Raw genomic sequence first — 22207 nt, forward strand, 5'->3', positions numbered from 1 at the left:
TTGGGCCGCAAGGGTGAGATGGATTGCTTCGTCGCCTCGCTCCTCGCAATGACGACGGAAGGCAGATTGATCAGCAGTTGTGCGCGCCCCGCGTCTCGACATAGACCGCATAGAGCGACTGGCTCGCGGTCATGAACAGGCGGTTGCGCTTCTTGCCGCCGAAGGTGAGGTTGGCGCAGGTTTCCGGCAGCAGAATCTGGCCGATCCGCTGGCCGTCGGGCGCGAACACCTGCACGCCGTCATAGCCTGGTCCGACCCAGCCGGCGCCGACCCAGATATTGCCGTCGATGTCGACGCGCATGCCGTCCGGGAAGCCCGACTTGCCGTCCAGCGTCATGTCGATCAGCGTGCGTGGGTTGGATAATTTGTCGCCGTTGAGGTCGTACTGCCAGACGATGTTCTTCGCGTTCGGATAGTGCGTGATGCCGGTGTCGCAGACATAGACCTTCTTGTAGTCGTGGCTGAAGGCGATGCCGTTCGGCTTGAACGGCTCGTCGCAGACCTTGGTGATCTGTCCGGTCGTGGCGTCGATGCGGTACACGGCTTCCTTCTGGTAAGGCTGGTTCGAGCCGGTGTTGGCGCGCTGGCCCTCATAGATCGAGACCGCGCCGTAGCCGGGATCGGTGAACCAGATCGACTTGTCGTTCGGATGCACGACCATGTCGTTCGGGCCGTTGAGCTGCTTGCCGTTGGCCTGCTCCGCCAATGACGTCACGGTTCCGTCGTGCTCGTAGCGCACCAGCCGCGTGCGTTCGGCGGTGATCTGGCGGCCCTCGAAATCGAAGGTCGAGCCGTTGGCCTCGTTCGACGGCTTGTGGAACTGCTCGGAGATGTGGCCGTCATCGTCAAGATAGCGCAACTGCCGATTGGCCGGAATGTCGCTCCACACCAGATACTGGCCCTGTGCATTCCAGGCCGGGCCTTCCGCCCACAGGCAGCCGGTGTAGAGCCGCTTGATCGCGGTGTTGCCGACCTTGGCCTTGAAGCGCTTGTCGTCGATCACGACGATATCCGGATCGGGATAGCGCTGCGGTTCCGCATTGGGACCGAAGTCGCGTGCCGCAGCATCGGACGTGGCCATCGCGGTTGCAGCAAGCGCGGTTGCGCCGCGCAAAATCGTTCGACGGTCGAACGCCTTCGTTCCGTCGCTCTCGTGTTTCGCTGTGTTGCTTGGATCTGTCACGAAAGTCCTCCCAGTCTTTTTGTTATCGGGAGGAGGATCATACCCCCGCAATTCTGGCACAATGCGGGCACGCCATGAAGAAACAACCAAAGAGTGTGTCGCCCCCGCTGTTTCGCGGAGGCGACTTTTTCATAAAACTGTCAGATCGAACTCAGATCGGATCCCAGGTGAAGACGTCCGCCGAGCGGTCGAGCTTGGCGAACGATCCCTTCAGTGCCGGCATGCCGTGTTCGGCAATGGTCTCCGGCGTCCAGCCTTCGCCGCGATGCACCGAGCGCACCGGACGATGCTGGCCGAACAGGAAGATCTCGTTCATGCGAACGCCGAAGATCTGCCCGGTGACGTCCTTTGCGGCGTCCGAGAGCAGATAGGCGCAGACCGGCGCGATCTTCTCCGGGCCCATCTGCTTGATCTTCTCGACGCGCGCCTTTTCGGCATCGGTCTCGGTCGGGATGGTGCCGATCATGCGGGTCCAGGCGAACGGCGACACGCAGTTCGACCGCACGTTGAAGCGGCCCATGTCGAGCGCGATCGACTTCGACAGGCCCACGATGCCGAGCTTGGCGGCGGCGTAGTTGGCCTGGCCGTAATTGCCGATCAGGCCGGAGGTCGAGGTGAAGTGCACGAAGGAGCCCGACTCCTGCTCGCGGTAAATGCGCGCGGCAGCGTGGCTGACATAGAACGAGCCCATCAGATGCACCTTGATCACGGCCTCGAAGGCCTCAACGCTCATCTTGTGGAAGATCATGTCGCGCAGGATGCCGGCATTGTTGACGACGCCGTCGAGCCGGCCGAAGTGATCGGTCGCGGTCTTCACGATCTTGCTGGCCGGGATGGCCTCTGCGACCGACTCGAAATTGGCGACCGCAGTGCCGCCGCGCTTCTTGATCTCCTCGACCACCTCCTCGGCGGGCGCCGCGCTCGAGCCGCCGCCGTCGGCCGCGCCGCCGGGATCGTTGACCACGACCTTGGCGCCTTCCGCCGCGCAGAGCAGCGCGATCTCGCGGCCGATGCCGCGGCCCGCGCCGGTGACGATGATGACCTTGTCTTGCAGTGATTTTGCCATGTGGGTTCTCCTTGTGTCTTGCTTACCTCGCCCCGCCTGCGGGGAGAGGTCGGATCGCATCGCAGATGCGATCCGGGTGAGGGGGACTCTCCGCGAGTCTGAGTGTGTGGAAGCAGCCCCTCACCCCAACCCTCTCCCCGTAAGAACGGGGAGAGGGGGAGGCGAGCAGCTCGCTCACTTCTCGTTCGTAAAGATGATCGTGCCTGACGCGGCGAACATGCCGCCGACGCCGTGGCAGACCGAGATCTTGGCGTTCGGCACCTGCGCCGGCGCGATGCCGCGCATCTGCCGCACGCTCTCCTGCAGCGCGTACATGCCGTACATGCCGGAGTGCATGTAGCTCAGGCCGCCGCCGTTGGTGTTGAGCGGCAGCTTGCCGCCTGGGCGGGTGTTGCCGTCGGCAATGAACTTGCCGGTTTCCTCGTGGGGCATGAAGCCGAGGTCGCCGAGGCCGTAGAGTGGCAGATGCGCGAAGGCGTCGTAGATCATCAGATGATCGACGTCCTTGTGGGTGATGCCGGCTTCCTTGAACGCCAGGGGACCTGCCACCTTGAAGGCGCGCGATGAATCGAACGTCTTCATCTGGCTGACCATCGGCGTTTCCACGCTCTCGCCGGTGCCGAGGATGTACACCGGCTTGTTCGGGAAGTCCTTGGCGCGGTCGGCCGAGGTGAGGATCAGCGCGCCGCCGCCGTCGGTGACGAGGCAGCATTGCAGCAACCGGAACGGATAGGCGATCATCCGCGAGTTCAGGACGTCGGCGACCGTGATCGGGTCCTTCATGGTCGCGCGTGGGTTCTTCGCCGCCCATTCGCGCTGCACGACGGCGACCATCGCAAGCTGTTCATGCGTGATGCCGTGGGTCTTCATGAAACGCAGCACGGGAATCGGGAACATGCTCGGCGGTCCGTAGACGCCGAACGGCGCTTCGAACTGGCCGTTGAGGCTGTCGGGTGCGGTGAAGCGCGGCTGCTTGCCGATCATCGACTTGCCGCTCTCGGCATGGGTGATCAGCACGGTCTTGCAGAGTCCGGCCTCGATCGCGGCGGCGGCGTGCCGGACGTGCAGCATGAACGAGCAGCCGCCGACCGAGGTGCCGTCGACCCAGGTCGGCGTGATGCCGAGATAGTGTGCCATCTGCTGCGGGGTCTCGACCGCGGTGGCGAAGCCGTCGATGTCGGACAGCTTCAGGCCGGCATCCGCGATCGCATTCAGCGCCGCGTCCGCGTGCAGCTGGATCTGCGACATATTCGGGATGACCCCGAGTTCGGTGGTTTCGGCCGCACCGACGACGGCAACCTGGTTCCTGCGCATCGCCTTACCCCTTTGCCGGACGGAACAAGGGAAGGGTGATCTTGTCGTCGAGTGCCTCGAAGGCGACTTCGAGCGGCATGTCGAGCTCGAGCGCTTCCGGCGTCTGCGGACAATCGATGATGTTGCTCATCATGCGCGGACCCTCGTCGAGTTCGACCACGGCGATCGCATAGGGCGGCGTGAAGCCCGGCGCAGCGGGGCGGTGGTTGATGACGTAGCTGTAGAGCTTGCCCTTGCCGCTGGCCTTGAACACCGAGACCTTGCGCGAGGCGCAGGAGGGACAGAACGGCCGCGGCGGAAAGTAGACATTGGCGCAGGCGTCGCAGCGCTGCAGGCGCAGCTCGCCGGCCTTGGTGCCGTCCCAGAAATGCTGGGTCTCAGGTGTCGGTTTTGGTTTCGCGCGCGCGGGTTCGGCCATGTCTGATACTTCCTCCCGAAAATCGTTACAGTCTTGATGCGCCATTGGACCAAGGGCCGTCAACGGTCCATCCACGCCACGCGCAGCGGCCTGTGTTTCGCGCATGCCGCATATTCCGCCCCTCGCACAATTGCTAAGGCCGCGATGCTTGTGTCGCTCCGATCCGGCGCGTAGAAGGGCCGCGTCCAAGCTACATCCAAGATGCCCGGGAGGAATATATCATGCTGAGGATTATCGGCGCGGCACTCGCTGCCAGCCTCGCATTTGCCACGCAGGCGATGGCCGCCGACGCACCGTCGGAGATCAAGATCGGCACGCTCTACGCGTCGTCCGGGCGCTACGCCTCGATCTCGATGCCGGTCTACAGCTCGCTGAAATTGTGGGTCGAGCAGAAGAACGCCGAGGGTGGCGTCTTCGTGAAGGCGTTCGACAAGAAGATCCCGATCAAGCTCGTCTCCTATGACGACCAGAGCAACACCGCGACCGCCTCGACGCTTTATAACCAGCTCGTCACCCAGGATAAGGTCGACCTGCTGGTCGCCGATTCCGGATCGGTTCTGACGGCGCCCGCGGTTGCGATCGCCCGCGACCGCAAGATGTTCCTGTTCGATCAGACCGGCACCGGCGCGAGCTTCTTCTCCAAGGACAATCCTTACATCGCGCTGATGGCCGATCCGGTGTCGACGGTCTGGCCGAAGCCGGTCGCCGACTTCATCAGCCATGATGGCCCGGGCCTCGGCATCAAGAAGATCGCCATCCTCTACGCGACCAACGAGTTCACCGGCACCCAGGCCAACGCGTTCCGCAAGTTCGTCAAGGAGTCGGGCGCGCCGATCGAGATCGTCTACGACCAGGGCGTTCCGACCGAGACCACGAACTACAACGTCATCATCAACAACATCAGCAATGCCAATCCGGACGCGGTGATCCATTTCGGCTATGCGCCGAACGACATCGCCTTCCTGCGCAACGTCCAGGACGTCGGCACCAAGTTCAAGATGCTGTTCGCGATCTATGCCGGCCTCGAGACCGAGCTGCTCGAGAAGAACGTGGGCGCCAAGGGCCTGGAGCACATCTGGACCTATGTGCCGCCGTCGGAATTGGATTATCCCGTCAATTTCGGGATGAACATGAAGGATTTCCGCGCCGCCTGGCTGAAAAAGTACAATGACGGCAAGATGGAGTTCGGCTTCAACGCGGTGGCCGGCTACACCACGGCGCTGGTGATCGAGAAGACGCTGTCGGTTGCGACCAGCCTCGACCAAATGGAGCTGCGCCGCGCGGTGTTCTCGCTCAGCGGCCAGCTCAAGACGCTGGACGGTACCTTCGCGCTGGATGAGACCGGCGGGCAGATCGGCGAGTTGACGCCGCTCGGCCAGCTCACGGTCGACGAGCACGATCACATCAAGTTCGTCTCGATCTACCCGCACGAGACCGCCACCGGCAAGCCGATCTATCCGGCGCCGTGATGTTGGTGAGTGCGGCAGGCGTAACCTTCGGCAGCGAGCGGTAGCATGACCTATGCGCTCGTTGCCGGCGTGCTGTTCGGGCTGTATTTCAGCCTGGTCGGCATCGGCCTCAATCTCGTGTTCGGCGTCATGCGCATCGTCAATCTTGCGCATGGCGACATCCTGATGCTGGGCGCCTTCATCGCGCTCGGCGTGGTCGGCATCGCCGGCATCGATCCGCTGTTCGCGGTGCCGCTGGCCTTCGTGGTCTTCGTGCTCGCAGGCGTGCTGCTGTACTGGGTGCTGGTGCCGCGCCTGCAGGGCTCGGCCAATCCGGAAATGCTGTCGATCATCCTGTTCTTCGGCCTGTCGCAGGTGATCGAAGCCGTCACCACGATCTTCGCCGGCACCAGCGAGCGCTCGATCCAGAGCCGGCTGCTCGGCACCGTGTTCACGACCATCAAGGTCAAGTGGTTCGGCGGCAAGGCCGCTGGCGCTGGGCCGATCCAGATCTTCGGCCAAGGCTTTCCCGCGCCCTGGGTGATCGCGGCGATCACCAGCCTGATCGCGATCGGGCTGGTGTACCTCTATCTCTACCACACCCGGCTCGGCACCTTGACGCGTGCGGTGATGTCACGCCGCGACGAGGCGCTGGCGACCGGCATCGACGTCGATCGCGTCTCGGCGGCGGCGTTCGGTATCGGGCTCGGAATCGCGGCGGTCGCCGGCGTGTTCGCGCCCTTCATGTTCGGCTCGGTGACGCCGGCGTTCGGCGCCGATGCGACCGTGACGTCGTTTGCGATCGTCGTGCTCGGCTCGCTCGGCAATCCCTTGGGCACCGCGCTCGGCGGCGTCGTCTACGGTCTCTGCTACATGCTGGTGCAGACCTATCTCAGTTCCTGGGCTGACCTCTTGCCCTATGTGTTGTTGATCGTGATCCTGTTGTTGCGCCCGAGCGGTCTGCTCGGAAGGCGGGTGCGCGTTGCTTAACGCCTCGAAACACCTGCTGTTCATCCTGGCGCCGCTGGTGGTGGTGTTCGCACTGCTGCCCGGCGTTTATCAAAACCATCTGCTGCTGTTCAACTTCGTGATCTTCCTGATCCTCGCGCAGGGCGTGAACATCATCTATGGCTTCACCGGCTATCTGCCGTTCGGCTATGTCGGCTTCTTCGGGGCAGGCGCCTACGGCTTTGCCATCATGGTGATGCATCTGCAGACGCCGGCGCCGCTTGCGGTGCTGGTCGGTGGCCTCGTCGCGATTGCGCTCGGCCTGTTGCTGACGCCGCTGCTGCGGCTGTCGGGGGCGTATTTTGCGATCGCCAATCTGGCGGCTTCGCTCGCGGTGCTGCACTTCGTCGCCAACCCGGCGCTGGAGGGCATCACCAAGGGTCCTTACGGCGTGTCGCTCACCGGCACGTTCAATCCGACCCACGCGTACTACGCGGCTGTCGTCGTGATGGCGCTCACCGTCGGCGCGGTCATCTATCTCAAGAACTCGCCATTCGGCCTTGCGCTGCAGGCGGTGCGCGAGGATGCGGTGTCGGCCTCGATGGCAGGCGTCAATATCATCAAGATGCGGATGATCGCCTGGCTTGCCTCGGCGCTGGTCGCGGGCCTCGCCGGCGGCATCTACGCCTGGTACGTCTCGGTGTTCTATCCCGACAATGTGTTCTCCGGCGAGTTCTCGATCTTCGCGATCGTGTTCGCGCTGTTCGGCGGCGTTGCCACCATCACCGGACCGATCGTCGGCGTGCTGATCCTCTACGGCATCTACAATCTGATCGGCTTCACGACGCCGCAGTATTTCCAACTGATCTATGGCCTGTTGATCATGGGCCTCGTGCTGTTCCTGCCTGCAGGACTGGTGTCGCTGGCAACGCGCAGGGGGTGGCATGTCCCCTGAGAAAACCCCGATCCTCAAGGTCTCGAAGCTGGTCAAGCGCTTCGGCGGCTTCCACGCGCTCGACGGCCTGAGCTTCCACGTCGTGCCGGGCGAAATCCTCGGCCTTGTCGGTCCGAACGGCTCCGGCAAGACCACGGCGATCAACGTGATCTCCGGTCTGTATGCGCCCGATGGCGGCGAGGTGGTGTTCGACGGCGCGTCCTCCGGCGGCGTCGCCTCGCACAAGCTGGTTCACCGCGGCATCAACCGCACCTTCCAGGTGCCGAAGCCGTTCCTGTCGCTCACAGTACGCGAGAACATCCAGGTGGCGCTGGCCTATGGCGGAGCCACCGGCGCGCCGTCGATTGCCGAACTGCTGGAGGAATATCGGCTGAAGGAGGTCGCCGACCGCCCCGCCGCCGATCTCAACAGCGCGCAGCAGAAGATGCTCGATCTGACCCGCGCGCTCGCCACCCGGCCGCGGCTGTTGCTGCTCGACGAGCTCGCGGCCGGCCTCAACCCGGCGGAACTCGACTGGATCGCCGGCCGTATCAAGGCGCTGGCTGCGACCGGCATGGCCATCATCGTGGTCGAGCATCTGATGGGCTTCATCGAGCAGATCACCGACCGCGTCATCGTGCTCAATGCGGGCAAGGAGATCTTCGAGGGGACGCTGGCGACCGCGGTGCGCGAACCGCAGGTGATCGAGGTGTTCTTGGGAGGCGAGCATGCCCACTGATGCAGCGCCGCTTCTGGACGCCACCGGCGTCGATGCCGGCTACGGCACCATGCAGGTGTTGTGGGGCGTCGATCTCGACGTCCGCCCCGGCGAGACCGTGCTCCTGCTCGGCGCCAATGGCGCCGGCAAGACCACGTTCCTGAAGTCGCTGGTCGGCCTGATCGAAGCCCGCAGCGGCCACATCAAGCTCGGCGGCGAGGACATCACCAGGATGCGGTCCTCGGACCGCATGAAGCGCGGCATGACCTACATGTCGGAGCTGGCGGTGTTTCCCGACCTGTCGATCGAGGAGAACATCCGGGTCGGGGCGCAGGCCCTGGGCCATGCCAATCCGGGCGCGCGGGTCGACGAACTCTACGGCCTGTTCCCGGTGCTGCGCGACAAGCGCCGCGATCCGGCCTCCAGCCTGTCCGGCGGCCAGCGCAAGATGCTCGGCATCGCCAAGGCGCTGTCGGCCGAGCCGAAACTGCTGGTCATGGACGAGCCCTCGGCCGGGCTGTCGCCGCTGTTCGTCAAGGAGGTGCTCCGCGCCCTGTCGAGCCTGCAGGGCCGCGGATTGGCGCTTCTGATCGCCGAGCAGAATATCGGCTTCCTCGAGATTGCCACCCGCGTGTTCGTGCTTGAAGGCGGGCGCATCCGGTTCTCCGGCACGGTTGCCGAGATGAGCGGCAATGAAGAGCTGCACCGCGCCTATTTCGGGCTGAAGTGATAGTGATGCGAGGCTGGGGCCGGTGCACTGGAAATCGGCCCCGGTTCGCGCGACAATCAGCTACAAGCCATGAATTGCAAGCCAGCAAGCCGTGAAGTGAAAGCCATGCCCAAAAATCCGACACTCGCCTCCCTTGCCGCCGATCTCGCCAGCGGCGCGACCTCCGCCCGCAAGCTCGTCGAGCAGTGCATCGCCAGGATTGCCGATCCGGCGGGCGAGGGGCAACGCACCTTCATCCATGTCGATCGCGACGCCGCGCTGGAAGCCGCCGATGCCATGGACCGGCTACGCAAGGCTAATGCCGCGCCGTCGCCCTTTGCCGGCATTCCGGTCTCGATCAAGGACCTGTTCGACATCAAGGGCCAGGTGACCCGGGCGGGCTCACGGGCGCTGGATGATTCCGCGCCGGCGGATGCCGATGCGCCGGCGGTGGCACGGCTCAAGCGCGCCGGCTTCATCGTGATCGGCCGCACCAACATGACCGAGTTCGCCTATTCGGGCATCGGCATCAATCCGCATTACGGCACGCCGAAGAGCGCGTGGAACCGGAGCGTCGGCCATGTGCCCGGCGGCTCGTCCTCGGGCGCAGCAGTCTCGATCGCCGACGGCATGGCGTTCGGCGCGCTCGGCACCGACACCGGCGGCTCCTGCCGGATCCCGGCCGCCTTCAACGGCATCGTCGGCTACAAGCCGACGCAGCGCCGGATTCCGCTCGACGGCGGCGTGCCGCTGTCGTTCACGCTGGACAGCTACGGCCCGCTGGCGAATTCGGTGGCCTGCTGCGCGGTGCTCGACGCGGTGCTGGCCGACGAACCGGTGACGCCGATCAGCCCGCGCCCGGTCAAGGGCATGCGGCTCGCGGTGCCGACCACGGTCGCGCTCGATGATCTCGATGATGCCGTGGCCAAGACCTTCGAGCGTGCGCTCGCTTCGTTATCGCGCGCCGGTGCACTGATCGAGCGCATCGAAGTGCCTGAACTGCTCGACGTCGGCGTGATGAACACCAAGGGCGGGTTCTCCGCGGCCGAGAGCTATGCCTGGCACCGCTTCCTGCTCGCCAGCAAGGGCGATATCTACGATCCCCGCGTCGCCGTGCGGATCCAGCGCGGCGAGGGTTTTCTCGCGGCCGACTATATCGACCTCATCAACGCGCGCCGCTCGTTCATTGCCCGCACCGAGGCGCGGATCGCGCCTTACGACGCGCTGGTGCTGCCGACCACCGCGAACCTGCCGCCGACCATCGCCGCTCTTGCCGACGACAAGGTGTTCGCCACGGAGAATTTGCGCGCGCTGCGTAATCCCTCGCTGATCAACGTACTCGATGGCTGCGCCATCTCGCTGCCCGCGCATCGCGAGGGCGAGGCGCCGGTCGGCCTGATGCTCGCCGCAGCGGGCGGTTCGGATCGCCGCATCTTCGAGCTTGCGGCCGGAATGGAGACCGTCATCCGTGTTTGATCTCACCTTCAATGTCGACGACAAGGGCGTCGCGACGCCGCTCACGCTCGAAATCAAGCAGGCCGTGATCGCCGGCTGGACCGGCCGCGATCCGGTGGCCCGCGACAAGCACATCGCCGAGCTCGAGGCGCTCGGCATCGCGCGGCCCGCGACGACGCCGATCTACTATCGCTGCTCGGCGCGCCGGCTCACCTTCGCCGACACGATCGAGGTCTGTGGCGAGGACTCGAGCGGCGAGGTCGAGTTCGTGCTGATCGGCTGGCAGGGCCGCACCTTCGTCGGCTGCGGCTCCGACCATACCGATCGCAAGGTCGAGAGCTACAGCGTCACGGTGTCGAAGCAGATGTGCGACAAGCCGATGGCATCTGAGCTGTGGGAGCTCGAGGACGTCATCGGCCATTGGGACCAGCTCATTCTGCGCTCCTGGGCCACGATCGGTGGCCAGCGCGTGCTCTACCAGGAAGGCGCGCTCGATCACATGCTGCCGGTCAAGGACCTGATCGCGCGCGGCTTCGACAAGGGCGGATTGCCCGACGGCTGCGCCATGTTCGGCGGCACCTTCGCCGCCAAGGGCGGCATTCGCCCGGCCAGCCGCTTCGAGTTCGAACTGGAAGACCCCGTGCTGAAGCGGAAGATCAGCCACGGCTACGACGTGATCACGCTGCCGGTCAGGGGCTGATTTCGCGCGTCGTCGCATCCGGGGCGACCGGTACCCTCTCCACACGTCGTCCCTGCGAAAGCAGGGACCCATAACCACTGGATTTTGTGGTTGGCGCGCTGTGGCCCCAGCCTGCACAAACAACTGACTATGGTGGCTATGGGTCCCTGCTTTCGCAGGGACGACAGCGGAGATGGGACTCCGTTCCGGGACATTCCCGCCGGAAATCGGGTGGCGCGAGCCGCAATCGTGGGCCAGATTCCGCTGCATGACAGCAATTGCCAAGACCATCATCCACCCCGCCACCGGCATCCCCGCCCGTGTTGACGCGCTCGACTGGGATCAAATCACGACCGACCTCGACGGGCAGGGCAGCGCCGTCCTCACCGGCCTGCTGACGCCTGGGGAGTGCGATGCCATCGCCGCGCTGTATCCCGACGACGGCCGGTTCCGCAGCAGGGTCGTGATGGGCCGCCACGGCTTTGGCCGTGGCGAATACAAATATTTTTCCTATCCGCTGCCGGATCTGATCGCGGAGCTGCGGCCGGCGCTGTATGCGCGGCTGACCGCGACCGCCAATCGCTGGAACGAGACGATGGGGATCGCGATCAGCTATCCGGCCTCGCACGCGGCGTTCCTGAAGCGCTGCCATGATGCCGGGCAGACGCGGCCGACGCCGTTGCTGCTGCAATATGGCGAGGGCGACTACAATTGCCTGCATCAGGATCTCTATGGCGAGCACGTATTCCCGATCCAGGTCGCGATCCTGCTGTCGCAGCCGGGGCGCGATTTCACCGGCGGCGAATTCGTGCTGACCGAGCAGCGGCCGCGGATGCAGTCGCGGCCCGAGGTGGTGCCGCTGACCAAGGGCGATGCGGTGGCCTTTGCCGTGCATCACCGTCCGGTGCAGGGGACGCGCGGGCCGTATCGTGTCAATCTGCGCCACGGCGTCAGCCGGATTCGCTCCGGCCATCGCCACACCGTTGGGGTGATCTTCCACGACGCAAAGTGAGTGCGAGAGAGGCGTGGCCGCTGATCTGTTCGAGACAATTGGCGATGCAAGGCCGCCGCGCGAGACGATCGCGGATGGCGCGGTGCTGTTGCGCGGCTTCGTTCGGCCGTTCGAGGCGGAGCTGATCCCGGCCTTGCGCGTCGTCGTCAAGCAGGCGCCGTTCCGGCATCTGATCACGCCGGGTGGACATCGGATGTCGGTCGCGATGACCAATTGCGGCAGCGTCGGCTGGGTCTCCGATCCCAGCGGCTATCGCTATGATCCGATCGATCCTGATAGCGGACAGCCTTGGCCTGAAATGCCGGAGGTGCTGCGCAGGCTCGCAGCCGACGCCGCGGATGAAGCCGGCTTCAGCGGCTTCGCGCCGCAGGCCTGCCTGATCAATCGCTATATCCCTGGCGCAAAACTGTCGCTGCATCAGGACAAGGACGAGCTCGATTACGGTGCGCCGATCGTCTCGATCTCGCTCGGGCTGCCGGCGGTCTTCCTGTTCGGCGGCCTGAAGCGCGGCGACACGCCGCGGCGATACCGGCTCGAACATGGCGATGTTGCGGTGTGGGGCGGGCCGTCACGGCTATTTTATCATGGCGTGGCGCCGCTCGCCGAAGGCGAGCATAGCCTGCTCGGCCGCCAACGAATCAATCTGACCTTCCGCAAGGTGCGCTGACGCCCCTCCCGCAAACTGTGCGGGTGGTCTAAACTTGGCGCATGGGCACCAAGGCCGACCGTGCCGTCAACCGCACCGGCGTTTATCTCGCCGTGCTGCAACTCGTGTTCACGCTGGGCTGGACCACCTACCTGATCTATCTGCCCAAGCTGTGCGCGGAGGTCGGCATCGCGCCTTCCACCGTGATCCTGATCCTGATGATGGATCAGGCCATTTTCACCATCACCGATACCGCGATGGGCATGGCCGCCGACAGGATCTCGATCCTGGTCGGCCGTCTCGGCGTATTCGTCGGCATCCTTGCAGCGATCTCCTGCGTCGCCTTCATCGCGCTGCCTTACGTGGCCGGCACCGGGCCGGGCGCAAGGGCCTGGCTGATTGCACTGATCGTGATCTGGGCCATCACGTCGTCGGCGTTGCGCGCGCCGCCGCTGACGTTGCTCGGCAAGTATCGCGCGCAGCCATCGGTGCCGTTCCTCGCGGCATTGGCGATGCTGGGCTACGGCATCGCCGGCGCGCTCTCGCCCTACCTCGCCGTCGTGCTGCGCAACCAGGATGCGCGGCTGCCGTTCGTGCTGTCGGGCGCGGTGCTGCTGCTGACGGCGCTGGCCTTCTCAGGGATCGAGCGCCGCGTCGCCGAGGAGGCGCAACCGGCACGGCTTGCCGAGCCCGTAAGGCGGCTCGGCGCGGTGCCGATGTTCATGATCGGCGCGATGGTGCTGCTCTCGCTCGGCTATCAACTGCACTTCAATATCAACAGCGCACCGTTCTATCTGCGCTTCGTCAAACCGAACGATCTGCAATGGTTGATGCCGGTGTTCTGGATCGGTTTCAACATCGCGATGTTTCCGGCAAGCATCGTCGTCAAGCATCGTGGCGGCTTGATCGTGATGGGTGCGGCAGGACTGCTCGGTGCTTTTGCCATCGTTGCCGCGGAGATCTCCGGCAGCCTCAATGGTCTGATCGTAGCGCAGTTCATGGCGGGAGCCGCCTGGGGCTGCATGCTGATGAGCGCCGTGTCGGCGGCACTCGCGATCGGGGAGACCGGCGCCGAAGGCAAGGTCACGGGGCTGGTGTTCTCGGCGCTGGCGCTTGCGACCTTTGCGCGGATGGCCGCGGTTGCTGGCGGCCTGCAGAAGCTGCCGGATTATGCGCCGCTGGTGCACTGGGCGCCGGTCGCCTGCTGGTCGGTCGCCGGCGCCGGCCTGCTCGTGATCGCCGCGTCGCGGCTGCAACGCGGTGTGAAGAGCGCCTAGTTATTTAGCGCCGGATGGATGAACGCCCAGGGCGAGACTTCGGAATCGGTCGGCACTTCCACCGAGATCACATAGGGCCCGCCGTCGGTCAGCGCCTTCTCCAGCACGGGGCGGAAGTGATCGGGCGAGGTGACGCGCGCGGCGCCGACGCCGAAGGATTCCGCGAGCTTGACGAAATCCGGATTGACCAGGTCGGAAGCAACGACGCGGCCGTCGAAACGCTCGCGCTGGTCGCGGCGGACATTGCCATAGGCGTTGTTGTTGAACACCAGCGTCACCACGCCGATCTTGAACTGCACCGCGGTTGCGAGCTCCTGCACGCCGAACATGAAGCCGCCGTCGCCTGTGATTGCGACCACCGGCTTGTTCGGGTTGGCGACCTTGGCGCCGAGCGCGGTCGGGAACCCCGAGCCGAGCGTGCCCTGATAGCCCGAGGTGACGAAGGTGCGCGGCTCGTAGATCGGAAAACCGTACCAGGAGGCGAAGCCGACCTGCGACAGCTCGTCGGTGACGATGGCGTTGGCCGGCAGCACCTCGCGCAGGATCTTCAGATAGGCCATCTGCGGCTGGACGCGCTGGATCTCCTGCTCGGTAGCTGAGGTCGCCTCGCGGATCGCGGTGCGGCGGCCCGAGGTCTTGCTGTAGCCCGCCTTCCGGACCGCGGCGACGAGGTCGGCGGTGCCGGCCTTGGCGTCGGCGATCACGGCAGCATCGGCCGGCCAGCGGCGCAGCTCGACCGGATCGATGTCGATCCGCACGCATTTCAGGCCTGCCGGCTGATAGGGCCAGCGCGACATCGTCGGCAGCTCCATGCGGGTGCCGATGCCGATCATCAAATCGGTCTTTGGCCACAGCTTGTAGGCGGATGCCATAGTGAGCCCGAGCTCATGCGCGTTGGAGACGATGCCGCGGCCGCTGCGGAATGCGACCACCGGCGCGTCGATCATCTCGGCGAGTTCGAGAATCTCCTCGCGCGCCTCGATGGCGCCGCTGCCGACGAAGATCATCGGCGCCTTGCTGCCGGCGATCAGATCGGCGGCCGCCTTGATGCGATCCGGATCAGGCTGCGGCGCCGGCAATGGATCGAACGGCTTGACGGCTGCGACCTGGGTGCGCTGGGTGAAGACGTCCCACGGCATCTCCAGCGACGCCGGGCCGCGCCGGCCCGACAGCATCTCCTGGAACGCGCGCGACACCATCGCGGGCGCGTTGTCGGGGTATTCGATCCGGTCGGCCCATTTCACGAAGGTGCGCAGCGTCGCGAGCTGGTCCGGCATCTCGTGCAGATGGCCTCGGCCCTTGCCCAGGAATTGCGTCGGCACCTGGCCGGTCAGGCACAGCACCGGCTCGTTGCAGCCGAATGCGGTCAGCAGCGCCGCCGAGGCGTTGAGCACGCCGGGGCCGGGCACCACGCTGAACACGCCGGGCTTGCCCGAGGAGCGGGCATAGCCGAACGCCATGTAGCCGCAGGCCTGCTCATGCCGGGCGCCGATCACCTTGAGCTGCGCCTGCTGGAAGGCATCGAACAGGCCATAGATCTGCGCGCCGGGCAGGCCGAATACGGTATCGACGCCGTGGGCGACGAGGCCGTTGACGATCGCTTCGCCGCCGGATGTTGAGGTCATGGCACTGTCCACTTTGCTCGCGAGGTTAGATGGCTTCGTCGACGACGCCGTTGCGCAAGATGCCGACGCCTTCGGCCTCAACCTCGACGACATCGCCGGGCTTCAGATAACGCGGCGGATCGAACCGCGCACCTGCTCCGGTTGGCGTCCCCGTAACGATGATGTCGCCGGGAACCAGTGTCGTGAAGGTCGAGATGTAGTTGATGAGGTAGCGGAAGCCGAAGATCAAGCGCGAGGTGCGGTCGTCCTGCCTGACTTCGCCGTTGACCCGTGTGGTCAGGCGGATATCGGCGATCTGCGCTTCGCTGGTGTAGGGCACGATCCACGGGCCGAGACTGCCGGTGGAATCGAAATTCTTGCCCTGAGTGACGTTGAATTTTGCGTGGCGCACCCAGTCGCGGATGGTGCCTTCATTGCAGAGCGTGATCGCGGCGATGTGATCGAGCGCGGCGCTCTCCGGAATGTGCCGGCCGGCCTTGCCGATGACCAGCACCAGCTCGCCCTCATAGTCGAGCTGCGGCGAGATGCGCGGTCGCACCACCGGCGTGTTGTGGCCGACGAAGGAGCGCGGCACCCGCAGGAACATGCTGGGGTATTTCGGCGCGTCCGAGCCGTCCTTGTACTCGGCATTGCGGTCCGGATAGTTGACGCCGATGCAGATGATCTTGTCCGGCGACGGGATCGGCGGCTGCCAGGTGACCGCGTCGAGCGCGTGGTCGGGGGCGCGCTTGGCGGCATCCTCCACGAGCCTGGTCAGTGCGCCGGCGGCGATCGCCTCGCGCAAGGTCGGATAATCCTTGGCGAAGCGCGACGAGAGGTCGACGATGCCGGTGTCGGTGACGGCGCCATAGCTGGTGGCGCCGTTGACGGAATAAGTGGCGAGGCGAGGGGCTGACATTAGCAATCCAATTCTTGATGTCGTCCCGGCCAAGCGAAGCGCGAGCCGGGACCCATAACCACAGGCTTCAGATTATGGCACGCGGGGCGACGATCTTGGCCGCAACGCGGTCCTGGGGTTATGGGTCCCTGCTTTCGCAGGGACGACAGGTGGGGAGAGGCGTACACTAGTCCGCAACCAGCACGTCGGCGACGAAGCGTGGCTCGCGCACCGCTTGGCCTGCGAAGGTCGACCCTTCCTCGAACCAGGAGCGTGGTGCCGGCGCGCCCCACAGCGTCTGGCGGCGCGGATCGCGCAGCGACCAGCGCAGCGGCTCATGATCGTGATCCCCGGTGAAATAGTCGCTGGTGTAGAGCTCGATGCGGTGGCCGTCGGGATCGCGGATGTAGAGGAAGAAGGCGTTGGAGATGCCGTGCCGGCCCGGGCCGCGCTCGATGTTCTTCAGGAAACCGGACGAGGCCATCACGTCGCAGAGATGCACGATGTTCATTGCGGTCGGCACCCAATAGGCGATGTGGTGCAGGCGCGGGCCTTTACCGTTGGTGATCGCGAAGTCGTGGACATTGCCCTTGCGGTGCATCCAGGCCGCGGCGATACGGCCGTTGTCGCCGTCCTCCTCGGCATATTCGGTGAGGCGGAAGCCGAGCCGGGCGTAGAAGTCGACGGTGTCCTGCACTTCGGCGGCGAACACGTTGAAATGATCCAGCCGCTGCGGATGACAACCCTTGTAGAGATCGTAGCGGCGCAGCAGATGCGGGCGCTTCTCCATCGTGGCGTAGAGTTCGATCTGGAAACCGAACGGATCGGTGAATTGCAGCGTGCGGCCCTGGAACGGCTGGTCGACGAAGGCGTAGGCGATGCCGTTCTCTGAGCAGAAGGCGGCCGCCTTGTCGAGGTCGCCGTCATTGCCGACCTTGAAGCCGAGCCGGTTGCAGGCGGCCTTCGCCGCCTTGCGCAGCACCACCGAGTGATGCTGGTGCTCCTCGCTGGCGCGCAGATACACCGATTTGTCGTCGCGGTCCTCGATGTGGAGGCCGACCGTCTTCTCGTAGAAGGCGGCGCTCTTGTCGAGATCCGTGACGTCGAGCACGGCGTGGCTGCAGCGGATGATGTTGAACGGCGGGTCGAAAACGTGCGTCGGAACGGGCATTGGTGTTTCCTCTATCTTTCGTCATTCCGGGCTCGCCGCTAAGCGTCGCCCCGCAATGACAGTCCTGGCTAAATTCCCAGTTTCTGGATCTTGTGCGTCCCGCGAGCGAGCGAGACGTGCTTGGTTTCCATGTAGAAGTCGAACGAGTAGTCGCCGCCGTCGCGGCCGATGCCTGACGACTTCATGCCGCCGAACGGGGTCGGCAGGTGGCGGACGTTTTCCGAGTTGAGCCAGATCATGCCGGCTTCCAGCGCATCTGCGACGCGAAGCGCGCGGCCCATGTCGCCGGTCCAGACATAGCCGGTCAGACCGTATTGCACGCCGTTCGCGATCTCGATGGCGTCAGTCTCGTCCTTGAACGGGATCACGGTCAGGAACGGGCCGAACACCTCTTCCTGCGCGACGCGCATGTTTGCGTTGGCGCCGGTGACCAGCGTCGGCTGCACATAATGGCCGCCGCCCGGGCCGTCATGCGCCGTGCCGCCGACCGCGATCGTGGCGCCGTCCTTCTTGGCGACGTCGAAATAGCTGCACACCTTGGCCAGATGCCGCTCGTGGATGAGCGGCCCGATCTCGGTTGCGGGATCGAGCGGGTGGCCGACCTTCAGCGCCTTCACGCGCGCGGTCAGCTTCTCGATGAACCTGTCGGCAACGCTCGCTTGAACCAGCAGCCGGCTCGATGACGTGCAGCGCTCGCCATTGAGCGAGTAGATCATGAACACGACGGCATCGAGCGCGCGGTCGAGATCGGCGTCGTCGAACACGATCACCGGGTTCTTGCCGCCGAGCTCGAAATGCACGCGCTTCAGGGTCGGCGCGCCCTGCGCCATGATCGCAGATCCTGTGGAGCTCTCGCCGACGAAGCCGATCGCCTTGATGGCGGGGTGTTCGGTCAGCGCCTTGCCGGCCTCTTCGCCGAAACCGTGCACGGTGTTCAGCACGCCGTCCGGAAGCCCGGCCTGCTTGGCGAGCTTGACCAGCATATCGGCGGTCGCCGGCGACCATTCCGCCGGCTTGTGCACCACCGTGCAGCCGGCCGCGAGCGCCGGCGCGATCTTCCAGGTCGAGAGCATGAACGGTGTGTTCCACGGCGTGATCACGCCGACCGGGCCGATCGGCACCCGGGTCGAGATGTTCCAATGCTCGTCCGAGGGCGTGTTGAGGCCGTCGCGGGCTTCGCCGCATTTGTCGGCGAAGAAGCGGAAATTCTCCGCGGCGCGGATCGCGGCCTTGGCCATGAAGCGGTGCGCCTGGCCGGTGTCGATGCATTCGAGCACGGCGATATCGTCGGCGCGCTCCTCGATTGCATCGGCAACGCGACGCAGCACCTTGCGGCGCTGGGCAGCCGGCATGTCACGCCAGCCCTTGAAGGCCTTGGCCGCCGCGGTTGCCGCGCGGTCGATATCCTCGGCATTGCCGCGCGCCACGGTCGAAAGCACCGTACCGTCGATCGGCGATTTCGTCTCGAAGGTCTGGCCGGAGGCCGCCGGCACGACCTTGCCGTCAATCACGTTGCCGATGCCTTCTGCTTTCAGCTTGGCGAGCAGGGGGCCGGCGCGATCGCGATTGGCCTGGAACACGTCGGCTGATGATTTCGCTATCGCTTTATCCATTGACCGTCTCCACCTTCAGTGCGTCGTGGATGTTGTTGCGTTTCCAGCTGGTTTCCTTGTCGTTGATCTGCATGTCGAACGACAAAGCGAACTTGCTGTTGGCGAATACCGGATCGAGATGGGCCGACAGCGCCTTGAAGATGTGCTCGCCGGCCTTCTTGCGGGCGGCGAGGTCGCGGCCTTCGCCGAGCCGCAGCACCATGTCGAGGAAGGCGTAGTTCTTGCGGCCGTCGGCGATCGCGTAGTGCTCGCACCTGACGGCGCGGACCCGGATGCCGCCGAGCGGGAAGATGCCGGTCTCGACCGCGGCCTTGCGGACCACCTCAACGGTCGCGCCCATATCGACGAGACCGTCGAGATTGGCTGAATATTCAAGCGTGAAATGCGGCATGCAGCGCTCCTGCTGAGTGCGTCAGGCGAAGTAGCAGCTCACGGAACCGTAAGGTCCGTAATCGGCCTGGATGGTGTCGCCCTTGCGGGTCTCGATCGGACGGATGAAGGAGCCTGCCAGCACGATTTGTCCGGCCTCCAGCGCCCGCCCGTTCGGCGCGATCTTGTTGGCAAGCCACGCCACTGCGGTCGCCGGATGATTCAACACGCCGGCGGCGAGACCGGTTTCCTCGAGTTGGCCATTTCTAAAGCACAGCGCGCCGATCCAGCGCAGATCGGGCTCCAGCGGGCGGATCGGCCGGCCGCCGAGCACGATGCCGGCATTGGCGGCGTTGTCGGCGATGGTGTCGAAGATCTTGCGCGTCGCCTTGGTCTCGGGATCGACGCGTTCCACACGCGTATCGAGGATTTCCAGCGCCGGGACCACGAAGTCGGTGGCGTTGAGCACATCGAACAGCGTGCAATTCGGTCCGGCGAGACGATGCTTCATCACGAAGGCGAGCTCGGCCTCGACGCGGGTTGCGATGAAACGATCGGTCGGCACCAGGCCGCCATCGGTAAAGAACATGTCGTCGAGCAGAACGCCGGAATCGGGCTCGTCGATATTGAGCGCACTCTGCATCGCCTTCGAGGTCAGGCCGATCTTGTGGCCCTTGACGACGCGCCCCTGCGCCACCTTCATCTCGACCCAGGCCTTCTGAATCGCGTAGGCGTCTTCGAGGGTAATGCGGGGGTATTCCAGCGAGAGCTGGCGGATTTGCTTGCGGGTCTTTTCCGCACTGTCGAGCCGCTCGGCGGCAGCGCGGATATCGTCCTTGGAGAGGGCCATGCGTGCTACACAAAAGTGGATGTCGGGAGATGATTAACATGTTAAGTGAATTCCCGCAAACTGAATCAAGGCATGTTGCGGTGCAAAAGTTTGCGGCGGTGGATTAGGTCATGGCGCGCAAGAAATTGGACGAGATACGGCCGGAGGACGACGCGTCGGCGCGACGGACCCCGATGCGCGAGTTCTCGCGCTCGCTGCCGATGTCGCTGCTCCGCGCGCGCGAGGCGGTGATGCGGCAATTCCGCCCGTCGTTGCGCAATCACGGGCTGACCGAGCAGCAGTGGCGGATCCTGCGTGCGCTCACCGCGGGCGACGAGATCGAGGTCACCGAGCTCGCCCGCGTGGCGTTCCTGCTTGGTCCGAGCCTGTCGCGAATCCTGCGCGATCTCGAGGCCCGCGCGTTGATCGAGCGGAGGGCGGCAGAGAACGATGCACGGCGTGCGGTGGTTTCGATCTCCGCCAAGGGGTTGAAGCTGATCGAGGCGGTGGCGCCGACGTCGGAGGTGATCTACGCCGCCATCACCAAGCGCTACGGCGCGCGCAAGCTTGCCGAGCTGCAGGAGATGCTGGGCGCGCTGGAAGCCACTCTTGCCGGAATGGGCTCGGCCGGTGAAGCCGAAGTCGAGGCCGAAGACTAGCCGCGTTGACGCGCGGCAATGCCGTTCAGGCCATGTAGGGCACGCGCGAAATCACGTTGATGGCGCGGAATTCGGCGATCCAGCCGGCGACCTTCGAATGCGACCACTCGATATGGCGGCGCAAGATCGCGGCGGCCGCATCGCCGTCGCGCGCTCGCAAGGCTTCGATGATCACCAGATGTTCGTCCATGAAGGAATCGATCTGCGGCGCGGTGAGGGCCACCTGAATGTGCTTGCCGATCACGAAGGCGCAGTGGGTGCGCTTGAGCGCTTCGAGCATCTCGCGATTGATGCCGTAACCCAGGCAGCGGATATGGAGGTCACCCTCGATCTCATCGAGCTCGCCGACGCCGACGCGGCTGCGAAATTGGATTCCCTCGCGCAGCCGCTCCGCCATGCTGTCCAGCAGTTCGGCAGGAATCTTCGCCGCAGCGGATTTCAGCAGCAGCGGCTCGAGCGTTGCGCGCACCTCGAAGATGTCGCGGAGGCGATCCTCGTCCAGTGGCACCACATACCAGTGCGCCTTGGCGCCTTTCTCCAGGATTCCGATCGCTTGCGCGCGTAGCAGCAAATTGCGCGCAACCGTGCGTCCAACCCGGAAGTGCCGCGCCAGCGCCAGCTCGCTGACCCGAAAGCGCCCGAACAGCGAGCGGTAAATGATCTCGCGTTCGAGCTTGTAATAGAGAGCGTCCCAGGCGTCGCTGCGCACCGCCTCGACCGGGCCGTCGGTCAGCCCGAACATCTCCGGCGTGATCGGTACGCGGCGTGGCTCGACCTTGCGTTTGCCGGCGATGACGCCGCGGCCGTCGAAGCGGCGCACCAGGCCGATATGCTCGAGTTGTTCGAAGGCCTGTCGCACCGGCGAGCGGCTGGAGCCGAACAAGGTCGCGATCGCCGATTCGGAGAGAACCGTGCCCGGCGGAACGTCGCCGGCCCGGATGTGCTTTGCCAATGCGCTCTTGATCAGCGCGTAGGCCGGCTGTTTCCGTCTGGTCTGCGATTTCGTTCTTGGAATCGACATCAATGGCTGCCCGTTGGTCACGCTATCATGTGATCCCGCCACGGTCGCTGGTAGCAGGCATTTACGCACCGTTGCCAGCGAACTTTTGACTATTGCGTGCAATGTGCAATCATGTTTAGCTACGCCAAACGCCAGATTGATGGCCGCCGTTGCGCGTCTTGTGCGCTGCAGTGGCGCTCACGTTTGTTCGTCGCGCCGATTGACGGCTGCGGAGTGGGCAACAGATCGACGCGTCA

22 protein-coding genes are annotated in these 22207 nt (G+C 64.9%); 11 read left to right on the forward strand and 11 right to left on the reverse strand.

The genetic code is table 11. The features are described from left to right. Window positions 1-70: 70 nt before the first annotated feature. From FNJ47_RS11710 to FNJ47_RS11725, 4 genes are all read right to left on the reverse strand, one after another. Window positions 71-1183: an SMP-30/gluconolactonase/LRE family protein gene (locus tag FNJ47_RS11710; RefSeq protein ID WP_163153225.1), complete on the reverse strand. Its 1113-nt coding sequence runs from the start codon at window positions 1181-1183 to the stop codon at window positions 71-73. 151 nt (window positions 1184-1334) lie between these two features. Beyond that, entirely contained in the window at window positions 1335-2249 is a 915-nt protein-coding gene (locus FNJ47_RS11715) for an SDR family oxidoreductase (protein ID WP_028338734.1), read from the reverse strand. 174 nt (window positions 2250-2423) lie between these two features. Further along, entirely contained in the window at window positions 2424-3563 is a 1140-nt protein-coding gene (locus FNJ47_RS11720; protein WP_163153226.1) for a thiolase C-terminal domain-containing protein, read from the reverse strand. Between the two features lie 4 nt (window positions 3564-3567). Continuing rightward, the gene (locus tag FNJ47_RS11725) at window positions 3568-3981 is read right to left on the reverse strand and encodes a Zn-ribbon domain-containing OB-fold protein (RefSeq protein ID WP_050420086.1); all 414 of its coding nucleotides are present in this window, start codon (window positions 3979-3981) and stop codon (window positions 3568-3570) included. 221 nt (window positions 3982-4202) lie between these two features. Between FNJ47_RS11725 and FNJ47_RS11730 the strand changes: the two genes are divergently transcribed. The 10 genes from FNJ47_RS11730 to FNJ47_RS11775 all read left to right on the forward strand — a co-directional run bounded on the left by FNJ47_RS11730 (window position 4203) and on the right by FNJ47_RS11775 (window position 13807). Continuing rightward, window positions 4203-5450 carry an amino acid ABC transporter substrate-binding protein gene (locus tag FNJ47_RS11730; protein ID WP_163153227.1) on the forward strand — a complete coding sequence of 416 codons (1248 nt, stop codon included), beginning with the start codon at window positions 4203-4205 and terminating at the stop codon, window positions 5448-5450. Window positions 5451-5495: 45 nt separating this feature from the next. Continuing rightward, the gene (locus FNJ47_RS11735; protein ID WP_163153228.1) at window positions 5496-6419 is read left to right on the forward strand and encodes a branched-chain amino acid ABC transporter permease; all 924 of its coding nucleotides are present in this window, start codon (window positions 5496-5498) and stop codon (window positions 6417-6419) included. Further along, window positions 6412-7332: a branched-chain amino acid ABC transporter permease gene (locus FNJ47_RS11740; RefSeq protein ID WP_163153229.1), complete on the forward strand. Its 921-nt coding sequence runs from the start codon at window positions 6412-6414 to the stop codon at window positions 7330-7332. The genes FNJ47_RS11735 and FNJ47_RS11740 overlap by 8 nt, the downstream gene beginning before the upstream one ends. Further along, window positions 7322-8050 (forward strand): ABC transporter ATP-binding protein, encoded by a 729-nt coding sequence (locus FNJ47_RS11745; RefSeq protein WP_163153230.1) that lies wholly within the window; start codon window positions 7322-7324, stop codon window positions 8048-8050. The genes FNJ47_RS11740 and FNJ47_RS11745 overlap by 11 nt, the downstream gene beginning before the upstream one ends. Continuing rightward, window positions 8040-8759, forward strand: coding sequence for an ABC transporter ATP-binding protein (locus FNJ47_RS11750; protein ID WP_163153231.1), 720 nt, complete (start codon window positions 8040-8042; stop codon window positions 8757-8759). Before FNJ47_RS11745 ends, FNJ47_RS11750 begins: the two co-directional genes overlap by 11 nt. A gap of 105 nt (window positions 8760-8864) precedes the next feature. Then, the gene (locus FNJ47_RS11755) at window positions 8865-10214 is read left to right on the forward strand and encodes an amidase (RefSeq protein WP_163153232.1); all 1350 of its coding nucleotides are present in this window, start codon (window positions 8865-8867) and stop codon (window positions 10212-10214) included. Next, complete coding sequence (locus FNJ47_RS11760; RefSeq protein ID WP_163153233.1) at window positions 10207-10893, forward strand: DUF2848 family protein; 687 nt, start codon at window positions 10207-10209, stop codon at window positions 10891-10893. The genes FNJ47_RS11755 and FNJ47_RS11760 overlap by 8 nt, the downstream gene beginning before the upstream one ends. A gap of 247 nt (window positions 10894-11140) precedes the next feature. Beyond that, window positions 11141-11884, forward strand: a complete 744-nt coding sequence (locus tag FNJ47_RS11765) for a 2OG-Fe(II) oxygenase (protein WP_163153234.1) — start codon at window positions 11141-11143, stop codon at window positions 11882-11884. 13 nt (window positions 11885-11897) lie between these two features. Further along, a complete protein-coding gene (gene alkB, locus FNJ47_RS11770; RefSeq protein ID WP_163153235.1) occupies window positions 11898-12551 on the forward strand; it encodes a DNA oxidative demethylase AlkB in 654 nt (217 codons plus the stop codon). A 41-nt stretch (window positions 12552-12592) separates the two neighbouring features. After that, the gene (locus tag FNJ47_RS11775; protein WP_163153236.1) at window positions 12593-13807 is read left to right on the forward strand and encodes an MFS transporter; all 1215 of its coding nucleotides are present in this window, start codon (window positions 12593-12595) and stop codon (window positions 13805-13807) included. Here the strand turns inward: FNJ47_RS11775 and FNJ47_RS11780 are convergent. From FNJ47_RS11780 to hpaH, 6 genes are all read right to left on the reverse strand, one after another. Next, window positions 13804-15432 carry a thiamine pyrophosphate-dependent enzyme gene (locus FNJ47_RS11780; RefSeq protein WP_163153237.1) on the reverse strand — a complete coding sequence of 543 codons (1629 nt, stop codon included), beginning with the start codon at window positions 15430-15432 and terminating at the stop codon, window positions 13804-13806. The two genes, FNJ47_RS11775 and FNJ47_RS11780, sit on opposite strands and share 4 nt — an antisense overlap. Before the next feature lie 25 nt (window positions 15433-15457). After that, entirely contained in the window at window positions 15458-16330 is an 873-nt protein-coding gene (locus FNJ47_RS11785) for a fumarylacetoacetate hydrolase family protein (protein WP_163153238.1), read from the reverse strand. 166 nt (window positions 16331-16496) lie between these two features. Beyond that, a complete protein-coding gene (gene hpaD / locus FNJ47_RS11790) occupies window positions 16497-17480 on the reverse strand; it encodes a 3,4-dihydroxyphenylacetate 2,3-dioxygenase (RefSeq protein ID WP_163153239.1) in 984 nt (327 codons plus the stop codon). Window positions 17481-17548: 68 nt separating this feature from the next. Continuing rightward, complete coding sequence (gene hpaE / locus FNJ47_RS11795; RefSeq protein WP_163153240.1) at window positions 17549-19093, reverse strand: 5-carboxymethyl-2-hydroxymuconate semialdehyde dehydrogenase; 1545 nt, start codon at window positions 19091-19093, stop codon at window positions 17549-17551. Next, complete coding sequence (locus FNJ47_RS11800; RefSeq protein ID WP_163153241.1) at window positions 19086-19484, reverse strand: 5-carboxymethyl-2-hydroxymuconate Delta-isomerase; 399 nt, start codon at window positions 19482-19484, stop codon at window positions 19086-19088. The genes hpaE and FNJ47_RS11800 overlap by 8 nt, the downstream gene beginning before the upstream one ends. A 21-nt stretch (window positions 19485-19505) precedes the next feature. Continuing rightward, a complete protein-coding gene (gene hpaH, locus FNJ47_RS11805; protein ID WP_163153242.1) occupies window positions 19506-20312 on the reverse strand; it encodes a 2-oxo-hept-4-ene-1,7-dioate hydratase in 807 nt (268 codons plus the stop codon). Between the two features lie 110 nt (window positions 20313-20422). Between hpaH and hpaR the strand changes: the two genes are divergently transcribed. After that, entirely contained in the window at window positions 20423-20950 is a 528-nt protein-coding gene (gene hpaR / locus FNJ47_RS11810; RefSeq protein ID WP_163153243.1) for a homoprotocatechuate degradation operon regulator HpaR, read from the forward strand. Between the two features lie 25 nt (window positions 20951-20975). Here hpaR and FNJ47_RS11815 read toward each other — a convergent pair whose 3' ends face one another. Next, window positions 20976-21971: a GntR family transcriptional regulator gene (locus FNJ47_RS11815; protein ID WP_163153244.1), complete on the reverse strand. Its 996-nt coding sequence runs from the start codon at window positions 21969-21971 to the stop codon at window positions 20976-20978. Between the last annotated feature and the right edge of the window lie 236 nt (window positions 21972-22207).

The organism is Bradyrhizobium uaiense (genome assembly GCF_010811875.1).
Lineage (GTDB): Bacteria > Pseudomonadota > Alphaproteobacteria > Rhizobiales > Xanthobacteraceae > Bradyrhizobium > Bradyrhizobium uaiense.

Excerpts from the sequence above, each read along its gene's own strand:
- FNJ47_RS11715 (WP_028338734.1), bottom strand. The coding sequence starts at position 2,249 with ATGGCAAAATCACTGCAAGACAAGGTCATCATCGTCACCGGCGCGGGC.
- FNJ47_RS11720 (WP_163153226.1), bottom strand. The coding sequence starts at position 3,563 with ATGCGCAGGAACCAGGTTGCCGTCGTCGGTGCGGCCGAAACCACCGAA.
- FNJ47_RS11725 (WP_050420086.1), bottom strand. The coding sequence starts at position 3,981 with ATGGCCGAACCCGCGCGCGCGAAACCAAAACCGACACCTGAGACCCAG.
- FNJ47_RS11730 (WP_163153227.1), top strand. The coding sequence starts at position 4,203 with ATGCTGAGGATTATCGGCGCGGCACTCGCTGCCAGCCTCGCATTTGCC.
- FNJ47_RS11735 (WP_163153228.1), top strand. The coding sequence starts at position 5,496 with ATGACCTATGCGCTCGTTGCCGGCGTGCTGTTCGGGCTGTATTTCAGC.
- FNJ47_RS11745 (WP_163153230.1), top strand. The coding sequence starts at position 7,322 with ATGTCCCCTGAGAAAACCCCGATCCTCAAGGTCTCGAAGCTGGTCAAG.
- FNJ47_RS11750 (WP_163153231.1), top strand. The coding sequence starts at position 8,040 with ATGCCCACTGATGCAGCGCCGCTTCTGGACGCCACCGGCGTCGATGCC.
- FNJ47_RS11755 (WP_163153232.1), top strand. The coding sequence starts at position 8,865 with ATGCCCAAAAATCCGACACTCGCCTCCCTTGCCGCCGATCTCGCCAGC.
- FNJ47_RS11765 (WP_163153234.1), top strand. The coding sequence starts at position 11,141 with ATGACAGCAATTGCCAAGACCATCATCCACCCCGCCACCGGCATCCCC.
- FNJ47_RS11775 (WP_163153236.1), top strand. The coding sequence starts at position 12,593 with ATGGGCACCAAGGCCGACCGTGCCGTCAACCGCACCGGCGTTTATCTC.
- FNJ47_RS11780 (WP_163153237.1), bottom strand. The coding sequence starts at position 15,432 with ATGACCTCAACATCCGGCGGCGAAGCGATCGTCAACGGCCTCGTCGCC.
- FNJ47_RS11785 (WP_163153238.1), bottom strand. The coding sequence starts at position 16,330 with ATGTCAGCCCCTCGCCTCGCCACTTATTCCGTCAACGGCGCCACCAGC.
- hpaD (WP_163153239.1), bottom strand. The coding sequence starts at position 17,480 with ATGCCCGTTCCGACGCACGTTTTCGACCCGCCGTTCAACATCATCCGC.
- hpaE (WP_163153240.1), bottom strand. The coding sequence starts at position 19,093 with ATGGATAAAGCGATAGCGAAATCATCAGCCGACGTGTTCCAGGCCAAT.
- FNJ47_RS11800 (WP_163153241.1), bottom strand. The coding sequence starts at position 19,484 with ATGCCGCATTTCACGCTTGAATATTCAGCCAATCTCGACGGTCTCGTC.
- hpaH (WP_163153242.1), bottom strand. The coding sequence starts at position 20,312 with ATGGCCCTCTCCAAGGACGATATCCGCGCTGCCGCCGAGCGGCTCGAC.
- hpaR (WP_163153243.1), top strand. The coding sequence starts at position 20,423 with ATGGCGCGCAAGAAATTGGACGAGATACGGCCGGAGGACGACGCGTCG.
- FNJ47_RS11815 (WP_163153244.1), bottom strand. The coding sequence starts at position 21,971 with ATGTCGATTCCAAGAACGAAATCGCAGACCAGACGGAAACAGCCGGCC.